Origin of the sequence: Streptomyces sp. NRRL B-1347 (assembly GCF_000720325.1) — a bacterium.
Lineage (GTDB): Bacteria > Actinomycetota > Actinomycetes > Streptomycetales > Streptomycetaceae > Streptomyces.
On the sequence record NZ_JOJM01000002.1, the window covers coordinates 132,735 to 146,569 of the forward strand.

Consider the following 13,835-nt stretch of genomic DNA (forward strand, 5'->3'; position numbering starts at 1 on the left):
CGGGGGTCGAGCGCGCCTCGGATCACGCTCCGTGTGGGCAAGCTCACCAATGGGGACGGGTCGATAGGCCGTGTCGGCAGTCCCTAAACTCGGCTTGTTTCAAGGAGGGAGCCATCGTGCGCAAGGTGCTCATCGCCAACCGTGGCGAAATCGCTGTCCGGGTCGCCCGGGCGTGCCGGGATGCCGGGATCGCGAGCGTTGCCGTCTACGCGGACCCCGACCGGGACGCGCTGCATGTGCGGGCCGCAGACGAGGCGTTCGCCCTCGGCGGTGACACTCCGGCGAGCAGTTATCTGGACATGGCGAAGGTACTCGCCGCCGCCAAGGACTCCGGGGCGGACGCCGTCCACCCCGGCTACGGCTTCCTCTCCGAGAACGCCGAGTTCGCGCAGGCCGTCCTGGACGCCGGTCTCATCTGGATCGGCCCGCCGCCGCAGGCGATCCGGGACCTGGGTGACAAGGTCGCCGCCCGGCACATCGCGCAGCGCGCGGGCGCCCCGCTGGTCGCGGGCACGCCGGACCCGGTCTCCGGCTCCGACGAGGTCGTGGCCTTCGCCGAGGAGCACGGCCTGCCCATCGCCATCAAGGCGGCGTTCGGCGGCGGCGGCCGCGGCCTGAAGGTCGCCCGCACCCTCGAAGAGGTGCCGGAGCTGTACGACTCCGCGGTGCGCGAGGCCGTCGCCGCCTTCGGCCGCGGCGAGTGCTTCGTCGAGCGGTACCTGGACAAGCCGCGGCACGTCGAGACCCAGTGCCTCGCCGACCGGTTCGGCAACGTGGTCGTCGTCTCGACCCGTGACTGCTCGCTGCAGCGCCGCCACCAGAAGCTGGTGGAGGAGGCCCCGGCCCCGTTCCTCTCGGACGCCCAGCTGGAGGAGCTGTACAGCTCCTCGAAGGCGATCCTGAAGGAGGCCGGCTACGTCGGCGCGGGCACCGTGGAGTTCCTGGTCGGCGCCGACGGCACGATCTCCTTCCTGGAGGTCAACACGCGCCTTCAGGTCGAGCACCCGGTCACCGAAGAGGTCGCGGGCATCGACCTGGTCCGTGAGATGTTCCGCATCGCCGACGGCGAGGAACTGGGCTACGGCGACCCGGAGTTGCGCGGCCACTCCTTCGAGTTCCGCATCAACGGCGAGGACCCGGGCCGTGGCTTCCTGCCCGCGCCCGGCACGGTCACCAAGTTCGCGGCCCCGTCCGGTCCCGGTGTCCGCCTCGACGCGGGCGTCGAGTCCGGCTCGGCCATCGGCCCGGCCTGGGACTCGCTGCTCGCCAAGCTGATCGTCACGGGGCGCACCCGCAAGGAGGCCCTGGAGCGGGCCGCGCGCGCCCTTGCCGAGTTCGAGGTCGAGGGCATGGCCACCGCCATCCCGTTCCACCGCAAGGTGGTCACCGACCCGGCGTTCGCGCCCGAACTGACCGGCTCCGACGAGCCGTTCACGGTCTTCACCCGGTGGATCGAGACCGAGTTCGTCAACGACATCCCGCCGTTCGCCCCCGTGGGCGGCGACGCCGACGAGGAGGACGGCGACCGCGAGACGATCGTCGTCGAGGTCGGCGGCAAGCGCCTCGAGGTCTCCCTGCCCGCGGGCATGGGCATGTCCCTCGCGCGTACGGGGCTCTCGGCGGGCGCCAAGCCGAAGCGCCGCGCGGCCAAGAAGTCCGGGCCCGCCGCCTCCGGCGACACCCTGGCGTCCCCGATGCAGGGCACCATCGTCAAGGTGGCCGTCGAGGAGGGCCAGGAGGTCAAGGAGGGCGACCTCATCGTGGTCCTGGAGGCCATGAAGATGGAGCAGCCCCTGAACGCCCACCGGTCCGGCACGGTCAAGGGCCTCCAGGCGGAGGTGGGCGCGAGCCTCACCTCCGGCGCGGCCATCTGTGAGATCAAGGACTGACGACTCCCGGTGCGGGCGCCCCGGGCGCCCGCACCCCGCCCTCCGCCCACCCGCCCCTTCCGGAGCGGGTGGGCGGGGGACTTTCAGCACCCGAGGAGGAAGCATGCGCGCCGATGCCCAGCGCAACCACCAGCGCCTCCTGAAGGAGGCCCGCTCCGCCTTCGCGGAGCACGGTACGGACACCTCCCTCGAAGACGTCGCCCGCCGCGCGGGCGTGGGCATCGGGACGCTGTACCGGCACTTCCCGAACCGCCACGCCGTCATGAGCGCCGTGTTCGAGGACGCCGTCAGCGACCTGCTGAACCGCTCGCGGGAGCTCCTGGACGCCCCGCAGCCCTGCGCGGCCCTCGTGGCCTGGCTGCGGGCCCTCGTCGCGCACGCGAGCGAGTACCGGGGGCTCGCGCGGGCCCTGATGTCGGTGTCGCGGGACGACAGCACCCCGTTGGGGCGGTGCAGCCGCCCCATGCGGGAGGCGGGCGCGGCCCTCCTCGGCCGCGCGCAGGCCGCGGGCGCGGTGCGCGCGGGCGTGTCCATCGAGGACCTGCTCCAGCTGACGAACGCGATCGCCCTGGCCGCCGAGGAGTCCCCCGACGACCCGGAGCTCGCGGACCGGCTGCTCACCTTGACCCTGCGCGGCCTCAAGGCCCATCCCGCGGACCCGTCCGGCGGCTGAGGGCGGGGCGTGGCGCGCCCCGCCCCCGGAAGCTACCGCCGCCGCAGATCGGCCACCCGGGCGGACCTCTCCCCCGGCTGCTGGTCGTTCAGGACCGCCGCACTGCGCAGCTGTGGCCCCTGGCCTCCGTGCCCCCGCCGCTGGCCGGGCAGCGGCACGTCCCTGCGGGGTTGGCGGCCCGTGGGGACGGGGTCAACTCCGGGGGCCTGGCCGGGGCCCGCAGCTCCGCCCGCCACGGCGATCTGCACGCCCTGGTCCGCCAGGGCCTGCAGCTCCGTGGCCGCACGGTCGTCGTGGGCGGGCGGCTCGTCGGTGACGAGCCGGGTGATGACGTCCGTCGGCACGGTCTGGAACATCGTGTCCGTGCCGAGTTTGGTGTGGTCGGCGAGGACCACGACCTCGGCCGCCGCCTGGACGAGCGCGCGGTCCACGCTCGCGGAGAGCATGTTCGACGTGGACAGGCCGCGTTCGGCGGTCAGGCCACTGCCGGACAGGAAGGCGCGCGAGACCCTGAGGCCCTGCAGGGACTGCTCGGCGCCACTGCCCACGAGGGCGTAGTTGGAGCCGCGCAGGGTGCCGCCGGTCATGACGACTTCCACTCTGTTGGCGTGGGCCAGGGCCTGGGCCACGAGCAGGGAGTTGGTGACCACGGTCAGGCCGGGTACCCGCGCGAGCCGGCGGGCCAGCTCCTGCGTGGTCGTACCCGCCCCGACGACGATGGCCTCGCCCTCTTCGACGAGACCCGCCGCGAGGTCGGCGATGGCCGTCTTCTCGGCGGACGCGAGATGCGATTTCTGCGGAAAGCCGGACTCCCGCGTGAATCCGCCCGGCAATACCGCACCGCCATGCCGGCGGTCGAGGAGTCCTTCTGCCTCCAGCGCGCGCACGTCCCGCCGTACGGTCACTTCGGAGGTCTGGACGACGCGGGCGAGCTCACGGAGCGATACAGCCCCGTTGGCCCGCACCATTTCGAGGATCAATTGGCGACGTTCTGCAGCGAACACGAAACTGACAGTAACCCCAACGACCGTCTGCTTTCAGCAGTTTGCGCCGAATTACAGAAGTTGTACGCACGACAGGGGTGGAAGTGGTATAGGGGTACTCCACGCGCCTATGCCGCACGCATGGACGGCAACAGGCTGTGACCTGCGAAGAGTTGATTCCGGCCGCCGGAGGGATCACTTCCGGCGGCCGTGGGTGACGCGCTGGGACGTCGAGGACGCCGGAATCAGGCCTCGCCGCTCGTCTTGCGGGTGTGCAGCTGCCGGGCCACCTCGGCGATCGACCCCGAAAGCGAGGGGTACACGGTGAAGGCGTTAGCGATCTGCTCCACCGTCAGATTGTTGTCGACCGCGATCGAGATGGGGTGGATGAGTTCCGAAGCGCGCGGCGCGACGACTACGCCGCCGACCACGATGCCCGTGCCGGGGCGGCAGAAGATCTTGACGAAGCCGTCCCGGATGCCCTGCATCTTCGCGCGCGGGTTGCGGAGCAGCGGCAGCTTGACCACCCGGGCGTCGATCTTGTCCGCGTCGACGTCGGCCTGGGTGTAGCCGACGGTGGCGATCTCCGGGTCGGTGAAGACGTTCGACGAGACGGTCTTCAGGTTCAGCGGGGTCACCGCGTCGCCCAGGAAGTGGTACATCGCGATGCGTCCCTGCATGGCGGCGACCGAGGCGAGGGCGAAGATGCCGGTGACGTCGCCGGCGGCGTACACGCCGGGGGCGGAGGTCCTGGACACCCGGTCGGTCCAGATGTGCCCGGAGTCCTTGAGCTTGACCCCGGCCTCCTCCAGGCCCATGCCGCTGCTGTTGGGGATGGCGCCGACGGCCATCAGGCAGTGCGTGCCGGAGATGACGCGCCCGTCGGCGAGGGTGACCTCCACGCGGTCGCCGACGCGCTTGGCGGAGGCGGCGCGCGAGCGCGCCATCACGTTCATCCCGCGGCGCCGGAAGACGTCCTCCAGGACGGCGGCGGCGTCCGGGTCCTCGCCCGGCAGCACGCGGTCGCGCGACGACACGAGCGTCACCTTCGACCCGAGCGCCTGGTAGGCGCCCGCGAACTCGGCGCCGGTGACGCCGGAGCCGACCACGATGAGCTCCTCGGGCAGCTCGTCGAGGTCGTACACCTGCGTCCAGTTCAGGATGCGCTCGCCGTCCGGCTGCGCGTCCGGCACCTCGCGCGGGTGGCCGCCGGTGGCGATGAGGACGGCGTCGGCGGTGAGCCGCTCCTCGGACCCGTCCGCCGCGCGCACGACGACGGTCCGCGACCCGTCCATGGCCTGCTGGCCCTCCAGGCGCCCGCGGCCGCGAAGGACGCGCGCGCCCGCCCTGGTCACGGACGCGGTGATGTCGTGCGACTGCGCAAGGGCGAGCCGCTTCACACGCCGGTTGACCTTGCCGAGGTCCACGCCCACGACCCGGGCGGCCTGGTCGATGTGCGGGGTGTCGTCCTCGACGATGATCCCGAGCTCTTCGTACGACGAGTCGAAGGTCGTCATGACCTCGGCCGTCGCGATCAGGGTCTTCGACGGCACGCAGTCGGTGAGCACCGACGCCCCGCCCAGACCGTCGCAGTCGACGACGGTCACCTCCGCGCCGAGCTGGGCCGCGACCAGCGCCGCCTCGTATCCGCCGGGTCCGCCACCAATGATCACGATCCGAGTCACGTACTCCATTCTCCCGCACCCGCCGCCCCCACGTTGACCCGGGTCCATCCCCAGCCCGCCCCGCCCCGCCCCCAACACACCCCCGAGCCCTCCTACAGCCCGTCCGTCACCCGAGAACAAGCACCCAGCGCACCATCCCCCCACCCGGCACCCGAGAACAAACACACGGCGCACCCATCAAGCCCGTCCGGCACCCGAGAACAAGCACACGGCGCACCCATCAAGCCCGTCCGGCGTTTGAGGACAAGCGCGAAGCGCGCACACCGCCCCACCCGGCACCCGAGTACGAACGAACAACGCACCACCCAGCCCGTCCAGCACCCGAGAACACACGAACAGCGCACCACCCAGCCCGTCCAGCACCCGAGCACGAGCGAGCAGCGCACCATCCAGCCCGTCCGGCGCTTGAGGACAAGCGCGAAGCGCGGAAATCCCCCACCGACACCAACACCGACACCGACACCGACACCAAGGACAAGGGCGCGAAGCACCAGGAAAGCCGGGAATGGGGGCGCAGCCCCCAGAACGGCAACTGCGTAGGGCGCCCACGCCAGAAAGCCGTACCCTCGACGGCATGTCGCTCTACGCCGCGTACGCCGGCAATCTCGACGCGCGGCTCATGACGCGCCGCGCCCCGCACTCGCCGCTGCGCGCGACCGGCTGGCTGAACGGCTGGCGGCTGACGTTCGGGGGCGAGCACATGGGCTGGGAGGGCGCACTCGCCACGATCGTGGAGGCCCCGCGCTCCCAGGTCTTCGTCACGCTGTACGACGTGGCGCCGATGGACGAGGACTCCATGGACCGCTGGGAGGGCGTCGGCCTCGACATCTACCGGCGCATGCGGGTGCGGATCCACACCCTGGAGGGCGAGGAGCCCGCGTGGGTCTACGTCCTGAACGGCTACGAGGGCGGCCTGCCGTCGGCACGCTACCTCGGGGAGCTGGCCGACGCCGCCGAGTCCGCGGGCGCCCCCCACGACTACGTGATGGAGCTCCGCAAACGCCCGTGCTGACCCGCTCCTGGAGGGCCCCGGCGATCAGCTTGTCGGAAACGACAACGCAACGATCACAATCCCGTGAGCCTCGTCATCTACGCGCGTAGGGCGTAACCGGCTACCCTCGTCGGCGTGAACGCTTCAGTTATTCCGGACGACATCCAGGGCGACCCGTACGCCGCCGCCGACGCCGCCGCCACGCGCCTGCGTGAGCTGACGGGCGCCGAGACCCACGACGTCGCTCTCGTGATGGGCTCCGGCTGGGCGCCGGCCGTCGACGCGCTCGGCGCCCCCGAGGCCGAGTTCCCGGTCACCGAGCTGCCCGGCTTCCCGCCGCCCGCCGTCGCGGGCCACGGCGGCAAGATCCGCTCCGTCAAGGTCGGCGACAAGCGCGTCCTGATCTTCCTGGGCCGCACGCACTACTACGAGGGCCGCGGCGTCGCCCCCGTCGCGCACGGCGTCCGCACCGCCGTCGCCGCGGGCTGCAAGACCATCGTGCTCACCAACGGCTGCGGCGGTCTGCGCGAGGGCATGCGCCCGGGCCAGCCGGTCCTGATCAGCGACCACCTCAACCTCACGGCGACGTCCCCGATCGTCGGCGCGAACTTCGTGGACCTCACGGACCTGTACTCGCCGCGCCTGCGCGCGCTGTGCAAGGAGGTCGACCCCACCCTCGAAGAGGGCGTGTACGCGCAGTTCCCCGGCCCGCACTACGAGACGCCCGCCGAGATCCGCATGGCCCGCACCATCGGCGCGGACCTCGTCGGCATGTCGACCGTGCTCGAGGCCATCGCGGCGCGCGAGGCGGGCGCCGAGATCCTCGGCATCTCCCTGGTCACCAACCTCGCCGCGGGCATGACGGGCGAGCCGCTGAACCACGAGGAGGTCCTCCAGGCGGGCCGCGACTCGGCGACCCGCATGGGCGAGCTGCTCGGCAAGGTCCTCGGCCGCCTCTGACCGCGCCACCCCCGGCCGTACGACCCCCCTCACGGAGAGGCTGACCACACGTGCCTGACCACCAGGACCACGACGTACTCATCGCGCGGGCCCAGGCGTGGCTCGACGAGGACCCGGACGCGGAGACCCGCGAGGAGCTGGCGAAGCTCGTCGCGGGGGCGGACGACGCGGACGTCCTGGCCGACCTCGCCGCCCGCTTCGGCGGGACGCTCCAGTTCGGCACCGCCGGGCTGCGCGGCGAGCTGGGCGCGGGGCCAATGCGAATGAACCGCTCCGTGGTGATCCGCGCGGCCGCGGGCCTCGCCGCGTACCTGAAGGGCAAGGGCCACACCGACGGCCTGGTCGTCATCGGCTACGACGCCCGCCACAAGTCGGCGGACTTCGCGCGGGACACGGCGGCCGTGATGACCGGGGCGGGGCTGCGCGCCGCCGTCCTGCCCCGGCCGCTGCCGACGCCGGTCCTCGCCTTCGCCATACGGCACCTGGGCGCCGTCGCGGGCGTGGAGGTCACGGCCAGCCACAACCCGCCGCGCGACAACGGCTACAAGGTCTACCTGGGCGACGGCTCGCAGATCGTGCCGCCCGCCGACGGGGAGATCGCGGCGGAGATCGACGCGGTGGCGAGCCTGCACGACGTGCCGCGCCCCGACTCCGGCTGGGAGGTGCTCGGCGAGGAGGTCCTGGAGGCCTATCTGGCGCGCACGGACGCGGTCCTGGGCCAGGGCTCGGCCCGGACCGCCCGGACCGTCTACACGGCCATGCACGGCGTCGGCAAGGACACACTCCTCGCCGCCTTCGCGCGGGCCGGCTTCCCCGAGCCAGTGCTCGTGGCCGCGCAGGCCGAGGCGGACCCGGACTTCCCGACGGTGGCGTTCCCGAACCCGGAGGAGCCGGGCGCGATGGACCTGGCGTTCGCCGCGGCCCGCGAGGCGCGGCCCGACCTGGTGATCGCCAACGACCCGGACGCGGACCGCTGCGCGGTGGCCGTGCCCACCGACGCCGAGCGGACCGAGTGGCGGATGCTGCGCGGCGACGAGGTGGGCGCCCTGCTGGCGCAGCACCTGGTGCGCAGGGGCGCGCGGGGCACGTTCGCGGAGTCGATCGTGTCGTCGTCGCTGCTCGGCCGGATCGCGGGGAAGGCGGGTCTCGCGTACGAGGAGACCCTCACGGGCTTCAAGTGGATCGCCCGCGTGGAGGGCCTGCGGTACGGCTACGAGGAGGCGCTCGGCTACTGCGTCGACCCCGAGGGCGTCCGCGACAAGGACGGCATCACGGCGGCGCTCCTGATCACCGAGCTGGCCTCGGAGCTGAAGGAGGAGGGCCGCACACTGCTCGACCTCCTGGACGACCTGGCGGTGGAGCACGGCCTGCACGCCACCGACCAGCTGTCGGTGCGCGTGGAGGACCTGTCGCTGATCGCGGACGCGATGCGGCGCCTGCGCGAGCAGCCGCCGACGGGCCTGGCCGGGCTCGCGGTCACGCGCGCGGAGGACCTGACCGAGGGCTCGGCGCAGCTGCCGCCCACCGACGGCCTGCGCTACACCCTCGAAGGCGCGCGGGTGATCGTGCGCCCGAGCGGCACCGAGCCGAAGCTGAAGTGCTACCTGGAGGTCGTGGTGCCGGTCGCGGACCGGTCGGGCCTGCCGGCCGCCCACGCGCGGGCCGCGGAGCTCCTGGCCGCCCTGAAGCGGGACTTCGCGACGGCGGCCGGAATCTGACGGCACCCCGCTGAAGACCGCTCCACCCGTACGGGTGGTTCCGCGCGGCAACTGACGCAGCGTGCAGGTGCGCTGCCGGTCACCCCAGGAAGGGTCCGACCGGTAGCGCACCTTCTTTTTGTCACGCCCGGGAGCCGCAGTGCCGTACGGACCCCTCGCCCGCCTCTCCGGCCTCGCCGCCGACACGCCGTCCCGCGTCCCCTCGTCGCGCCGCTCCCGTCCCGCCGCACGGCCGGCGAAGGGCCCGCGCGCGCGGGCGGGCGACGCGCTGCGGCACGCGGCCCCGGCGCTCCTCGCGTACGCGGCGGTGCGCGTCCTCGGCCTGCTGGTGTTCGCCTTCTGGGCGCGCCGCGAGCACCGCGGCGTCTGGCACCTGCTCGCCGAGTCCTGGGACTGCGACTGGTACTTGAAGATCGCCGAGCACGGGTACGCGGACGCGCTCGGCCACACCTTCGACACGAACAACCTGGCGTTCTTCCCGCTGTACCCGCTGCTGATCCGGGCGGGCGAGCTGCTGGTGCCCGCACCGCGCGGCGCGGTGGGCCTGGCGATCGCGTGCGCGGCCTCGTTCCTCGCGGCCTGGGGGATCTTCAAGGTCGGCGACCGGCTGCACGGGCGGCGGGCCGGGGTGCTGCTCGTGGTGCTGTGGGCGTGCCTCCCGGTGGCCCTCGTGCAGTGGATGGGCTACACGGAGTCCCTGTTCACGGCCTTCGTGGCGTGGTCCCTGTACGCGGTCCTCACCGGGCGCTGGGTGACGGCCGGAGCCCTTGCCGCGCTCGCGGGCCTGACCCGTCCCACGGGCATCGCGGTGGCCGCCGCGGTCTCGGTGACGGCGGTCCTCGCGCTGCGCCGCGGCTTCTGCGCGCGGGCCCTCGCCGGCGCCGTCCTCGCGCCCCTGGGCTGGCTGGCGTACGTCGGCTGGGTGGGGGTCAGGCTCGGCCGCTGGGACGGCTACTTCGCGGTGCAGAAGTGGTGGCACAACGAGTGGGACGGCGGGGTCGGCACCCTGCGCTGGGTGAAGAGCCTGTTCGTCGTGGAGCGGCCGCAGCTGTTCCTGGTGATGGTGACCTTGGTGCTGTTCGGCGCGCTCGTGCTGTTCGCGCTGTCGGTGGCGGGGCGCGAACAGCCGCTGCCGCTGCTCGTGTTCACGGGCCTGCTGCTGGCGATCGTGCTGGGCTCCCGGGGGGTGTACTTCCCGCGGGCGCGGTTCCTGCTGCCGGGCTTCCCGCTGCTGCTCCCGGTGGCACTCGCGCTCGCCCGGGCCCGGGCGCGGGTGGTGGTGCCGGTGCTTGCGGGCGCGGCCCTGACGTCGGCGGCGTTCGGCGGGCACATGCTGCTCGTGTGGCTGGGGCCGCCGTGAGCCCCCCAGGCCCGCTGTAAGCCCTCCAGGCCCGCCGTGAGCCCCCGGGTGCGCCGGGGCGCGCCCCGGGGCATGGGTGCCCACTGCATCCCGGCCGCGGCCGCGTTGAATCCGGTCCGGTTCGCGGGGAGTCGGGGCCCTGCGGGCGTCCCGGAGGCCGCGCGAGGACAACGATGCCCCACTATGGAAGCGCTGTCCGGCGGCTCCCCGGCCCCCCAGTGGGAGCCGACGGCACCGGCGCCCCGCTCACCCCCCTTGCGAGGCGCCGCCCTGCCGGACACGGCGACGGCCGTGTCCGGCTCTCAACGGCCTCGGGGCTCAGCCGGTCGCGAGGAGCACGGCCAGGACGACCGCTCCCGCGAGGCTCGGGCCGAGGATCTCGTACGCCCAGCGCACCAGCGGCTCGCCCTGCGCGGCCGCCGCGCCCTCGCGGCGCTCGGAGATCTCCCGCAGGTCGTCCATGGCCTGGTCGCCGGGCGCGCGCGTGTTCTCGTGTGCGCTGCCGGGGCGGACCAGGCTCGCGGACGGGTCGTCCGAAGCGACCTGCCGCGCGTGCCGCTGGGCGGCCCGCTTGCGGCCGCGCAGGGACACCGGGATGGCCCAGAGCTGGTACTTGGTGCCGTCCTGCGCGAAGACCTCGTTCGAGTACCCGGAGCGGAGCCCGGTGACCGCGCCCCACGGCAGCACGATCGTGCGGAACGGGTTGCGGACGCGCAGCCGGTCCTCGCTCGCGTACACGGCGGGCCGCACGGTGTAGGCGACGACCAGCGGCACCGCGAAGAGCAGCCCCGCGAGGGCCACCCAGGGGGTGCGGCCCTCGCCCCGGATCAGCGCGTCGACGCCCAGCCAGGCGCCGATCGCGAGCAGCATGACGCCTCCGGCGATGGCCGCGTGCGACCGGTAGACGCGGTCCTTGTATGCGGGGGTGGGCTCCGCCGGGGTGGGCTGCGGGTCGCTCGTCATACGGCTGATTCTGCCTGACGCGTTGACGGGCGCCGTGCGCGGCGGGGGTATGGCGATTGGTCCAGACCTAGTACCGTCGAGGGTTGTCATGTACGCCTAACCGTCGCCCGGCGACGCGACGGCCCGGCGCCGCACGGCCCTCCCACACGCACCCCCCGTACGCACACCCCGAGGAGTCACCCGCAACGAACACCCCCGAGGAGAGTCATGACCCCCACCGGAAGAGGAACCAGGAGAACGCCCGGACTCTTACGAAGAGCGGCCGCAGCCCTGCACGGCAGGACCGCCGTGCTGCTCGCCGCCCTGCTGCTCCCCGCGGCCCTGCTCACCGCGCTCGCGGCGGCCCCCGCCATCGCCGCGGGCACCCTCACCGCGGCCTTCAGCACCGAGGGCAGCGGTTCGTCCTGGCAGGGCAAGTACGTCGTCCGCAACAGCGGCTCCACCGCGGCGGCCGGCTGGACGCTGGAGTTCGACCTGCCGCCCGGCGTCACCGTCAGCGGCCACACCCACGGCGAGGCGACCGTCTCGGGCAGCCACGTCACCGTGAAGAACGCGTACTACAACGGCCGCGTACCGGCGGGCGGCTCCACCGAGCCGTACAGCTACCAGTTCACCGCGCGGGGCCCGATCGGCACGCCCACGGGCTGCACGGTCAACGGTGACAAGTGCGACGGCACGCCGGACAAGCCCCCGACCGCGCCCGGCACCCCGACCGTCACCACCGCCACCTCCCGCACGATCTCCCTGAGCTGGCCCCCGGCGGGCGCGGGCGACTACCCGGTCACGACTTACGAGGTCCTCAGCGGCGGCAGCGTGGTCGCGAGCTCGGCGACGAACAGCGCGACCGTCACCGACCTGACCCCGGCCACCCGCTACTCCTTCACCGTCCGGGCCAAGGACCGGCGCGGCAACACCAGCCCGGAGAGCCCGCCGGTCAGCGCGACGACCGTCGACCCGTCCACCGACCCGACCCCGCCGACCGCGCCCGGCAATCTGCGCGCCACCGGCAAGAACCAGGTCTCGGCGACCCTGGCCTGGGAGAAGTCCACGGACAACGTGGCCGTGGCCGCGTACGACGTCTACCGCGGCAAGGAGCTTGCGAAGACGGTCCCGGCCTCGGCGACCACCGCGACCGTCGAGGGCCTGACCCCCGCCACCGCCTACGCCTTCACCGTGAAGGCGCGCGACACCGCCGACAACGAGTCGCCCGCGTCGAACACCGTGAACGTCACCACCGACGACGCGGCAGGCCCCGGCAACCACCTCACGGTCGGCTACTTCGCCCAGTGGGGCATCTACGGCCGCCAGTACTTCGTGAAGAACCTGGACACCTCGGGGGCAGCGGCCAAGCTCGACGTCATCAACTACGCCTTCGAGAACGTCGACCCGGTCAACCACACCTGCCTGGCCGGGGTGGTCAAGGGCGTCTCCGGCAATCCGCAGGACCCGGACGAGGGCACCGGCGCGGGCGACGCCGAGGCCGACTACGGCCGCGCCTTCTCCGCCGCGCAGTCCGTGGACGGGGTCGCGGACGACGGCTGGGGCAAGCTGCGCGGGAACTTCAACCAGCTGAAGAAGCTCAAGGCCAAGCACCCGCACCTGAAGGTCGTCGTCTCGCTCGGCGGCTGGACGTTCTCGAAGTTCTTCGCGGACGCGGCGGCCACGCCCGCCTCCCGGGCGAAGTTCGTGAAGTCCTGCGTCGACACCTGGATCAAGGGCGACCTGCCCGTCTACAACGGCGCGGGCGGCCCCGGCACCGGCGCGGGCGTCTTCGACGGCATCGACATCGACTGGGAGTGGCCGGGCTCGGAGGGCCACCCCGGCAACCACTTCAGCGCGGCCGACAAGGACAACCTCACCGCGCTGCTCTCCGAGTTCCGCAAGCAGCTCGACGCCACCGGCGGCCGGCACAAGCTCCTGACCGCGTTCACGCCCGCCGACCCGGTGAAGATCGAGGCGGGCTGGGACATCAAGAAGATCTTCGAGTACCTGGACTTCGCCAACGTCCAGGGCTACGACTTCCACGGCGCGGGCAGCGACAACTCCTGGGAGCCCAAGCGCTCCGGCCACCAGGCCAATCTGCACCGCGACGCACAGGACCCCTACTCCTTCGACTTCAGCGTCGAGAAGGCCGTCCAGACCTATCTGGACGCCGGAGTGAACCCGCGGAAGCTGACCGTCGGCTTCCCGTTCTACGGCCGCGGCTGGAAGGAGGTCGCCGACGGCGGCGTCAAGGGCGAGTGGCAGTCGGCGAACGGCGCGGCCCCCGGCCAGTTCCCGGAGGAGGCGGGCACCAGGGGCTACCACAACCTGATCACCAACGTCCCGAACATGACCGTTCACCACGACGAACAGTCCGTCTCCACCTACGGCTACACCGGCAACAACGGCCAGTGGTGGAGCTTCGACGACACCTGGTCCATCGGCAAGAAGACCCAGTGGATCAAGTCGAAGGGCCTGCTCGGCGGCATGGTCTGGGAGATGTCGGGCGACACCCCGACCGGCACCCTCATGACGGCCCTGGACAACGGTCTGAAGTGACCGCCTCCAGCCCGTCCGGCATCTGAGGACGAGGCGCGGAGCGCCGGTGACGGGGGCCCGGGAGGGGCGGAG

The 13,835-nt window shown here is 72.7% G+C and carries 10 protein-coding genes; 7 read left to right on the top strand and 3 right to left on the bottom strand.

All coding sequences use genetic code 11. The annotated features are described in order from the left end of the window. Positions 1-116 precede the first annotated feature (116 nt). The gene (locus IG74_RS0102115) at positions 117-1,889 is read left to right on the top strand and encodes an acetyl/propionyl/methylcrotonyl-CoA carboxylase subunit alpha (protein ID WP_030668553.1); all 1,773 of its coding nucleotides are present in this window, start codon (positions 117-119) and stop codon (positions 1,887-1,889) included. A gap of 103 nt (positions 1,890-1,992) precedes the next feature. Continuing rightward, positions 1,993-2,562 (top strand): TetR/AcrR family transcriptional regulator, encoded by a 570-nt coding sequence (locus IG74_RS0102120; RefSeq protein ID WP_037824263.1) that lies wholly within the window; start codon positions 1,993-1,995, stop codon positions 2,560-2,562. Positions 2,563-2,594: 32 nt separating this feature from the next. Here the strand turns inward: IG74_RS0102120 and IG74_RS0102125 are convergent, their stop codons facing one another. Both IG74_RS0102125 and IG74_RS0102130 read right to left on the bottom strand, forming a co-directional pair. Further along, the gene (locus tag IG74_RS0102125; RefSeq protein WP_078868506.1) at positions 2,595-3,566 is read right to left on the bottom strand and encodes a DeoR/GlpR family DNA-binding transcription regulator; all 972 of its coding nucleotides are present in this window, start codon (positions 3,564-3,566) and stop codon (positions 2,595-2,597) included. 224 nt (positions 3,567-3,790) lie between these two features. Continuing rightward, the gene (locus tag IG74_RS0102130) at positions 3,791-5,239 is read right to left on the bottom strand and encodes an NAD(P)H-quinone dehydrogenase (protein WP_030668562.1); all 1,449 of its coding nucleotides are present in this window, start codon (positions 5,237-5,239) and stop codon (positions 3,791-3,793) included. 565 nt (positions 5,240-5,804) lie between these two features. On the opposite strand from IG74_RS0102130, the gene IG74_RS0102135 reads away from it, so the two are divergent. The 4 genes from IG74_RS0102135 (at position 5,805) to IG74_RS0102150 (ending at position 10,259) form a co-directional block, all read left to right on the top strand. Continuing rightward, positions 5,805-6,242 (top strand): gamma-glutamylcyclotransferase, encoded by a 438-nt coding sequence (locus IG74_RS0102135; RefSeq protein ID WP_030668565.1) that lies wholly within the window; start codon positions 5,805-5,807, stop codon positions 6,240-6,242. Positions 6,243-6,356: 114 nt separating this feature from the next. Then, complete coding sequence (locus IG74_RS0102140) at positions 6,357-7,181, top strand: purine-nucleoside phosphorylase (protein ID WP_030668567.1); 825 nt, start codon at positions 6,357-6,359, stop codon at positions 7,179-7,181. A gap of 50 nt (positions 7,182-7,231) precedes the next feature. Next, positions 7,232-8,899 (top strand): phospho-sugar mutase, encoded by a 1,668-nt coding sequence (locus tag IG74_RS0102145; RefSeq protein WP_030668570.1) that lies wholly within the window; start codon positions 7,232-7,234, stop codon positions 8,897-8,899. A gap of 139 nt (positions 8,900-9,038) precedes the next feature. Then, positions 9,039-10,259 carry a mannosyltransferase family protein gene (locus tag IG74_RS0102150; RefSeq protein ID WP_051854446.1) on the top strand — a complete coding sequence of 407 codons (1,221 nt, stop codon included), beginning with the start codon at positions 9,039-9,041 and terminating at the stop codon, positions 10,257-10,259. A 318-nt stretch (positions 10,260-10,577) separates the two neighbouring features. On the opposite strand, the gene IG74_RS0102155 is transcribed toward IG74_RS0102150, so the two are convergent. Continuing rightward, entirely contained in the window at positions 10,578-11,222 is a 645-nt protein-coding gene (locus tag IG74_RS0102155; RefSeq protein ID WP_030668576.1) for a PH domain-containing protein, read from the bottom strand. A gap of 207 nt (positions 11,223-11,429) precedes the next feature. On the opposite strand from IG74_RS0102155, the gene IG74_RS0102160 reads away from it, so the two are divergent. Then, positions 11,430-13,763, top strand: a complete 2,334-nt coding sequence (locus IG74_RS0102160) for a glycosyl hydrolase family 18 protein (RefSeq protein ID WP_078868507.1) — start codon at positions 11,430-11,432, stop codon at positions 13,761-13,763. The last annotated feature ends 72 nt before the right edge of the window (positions 13,764-13,835 follow it).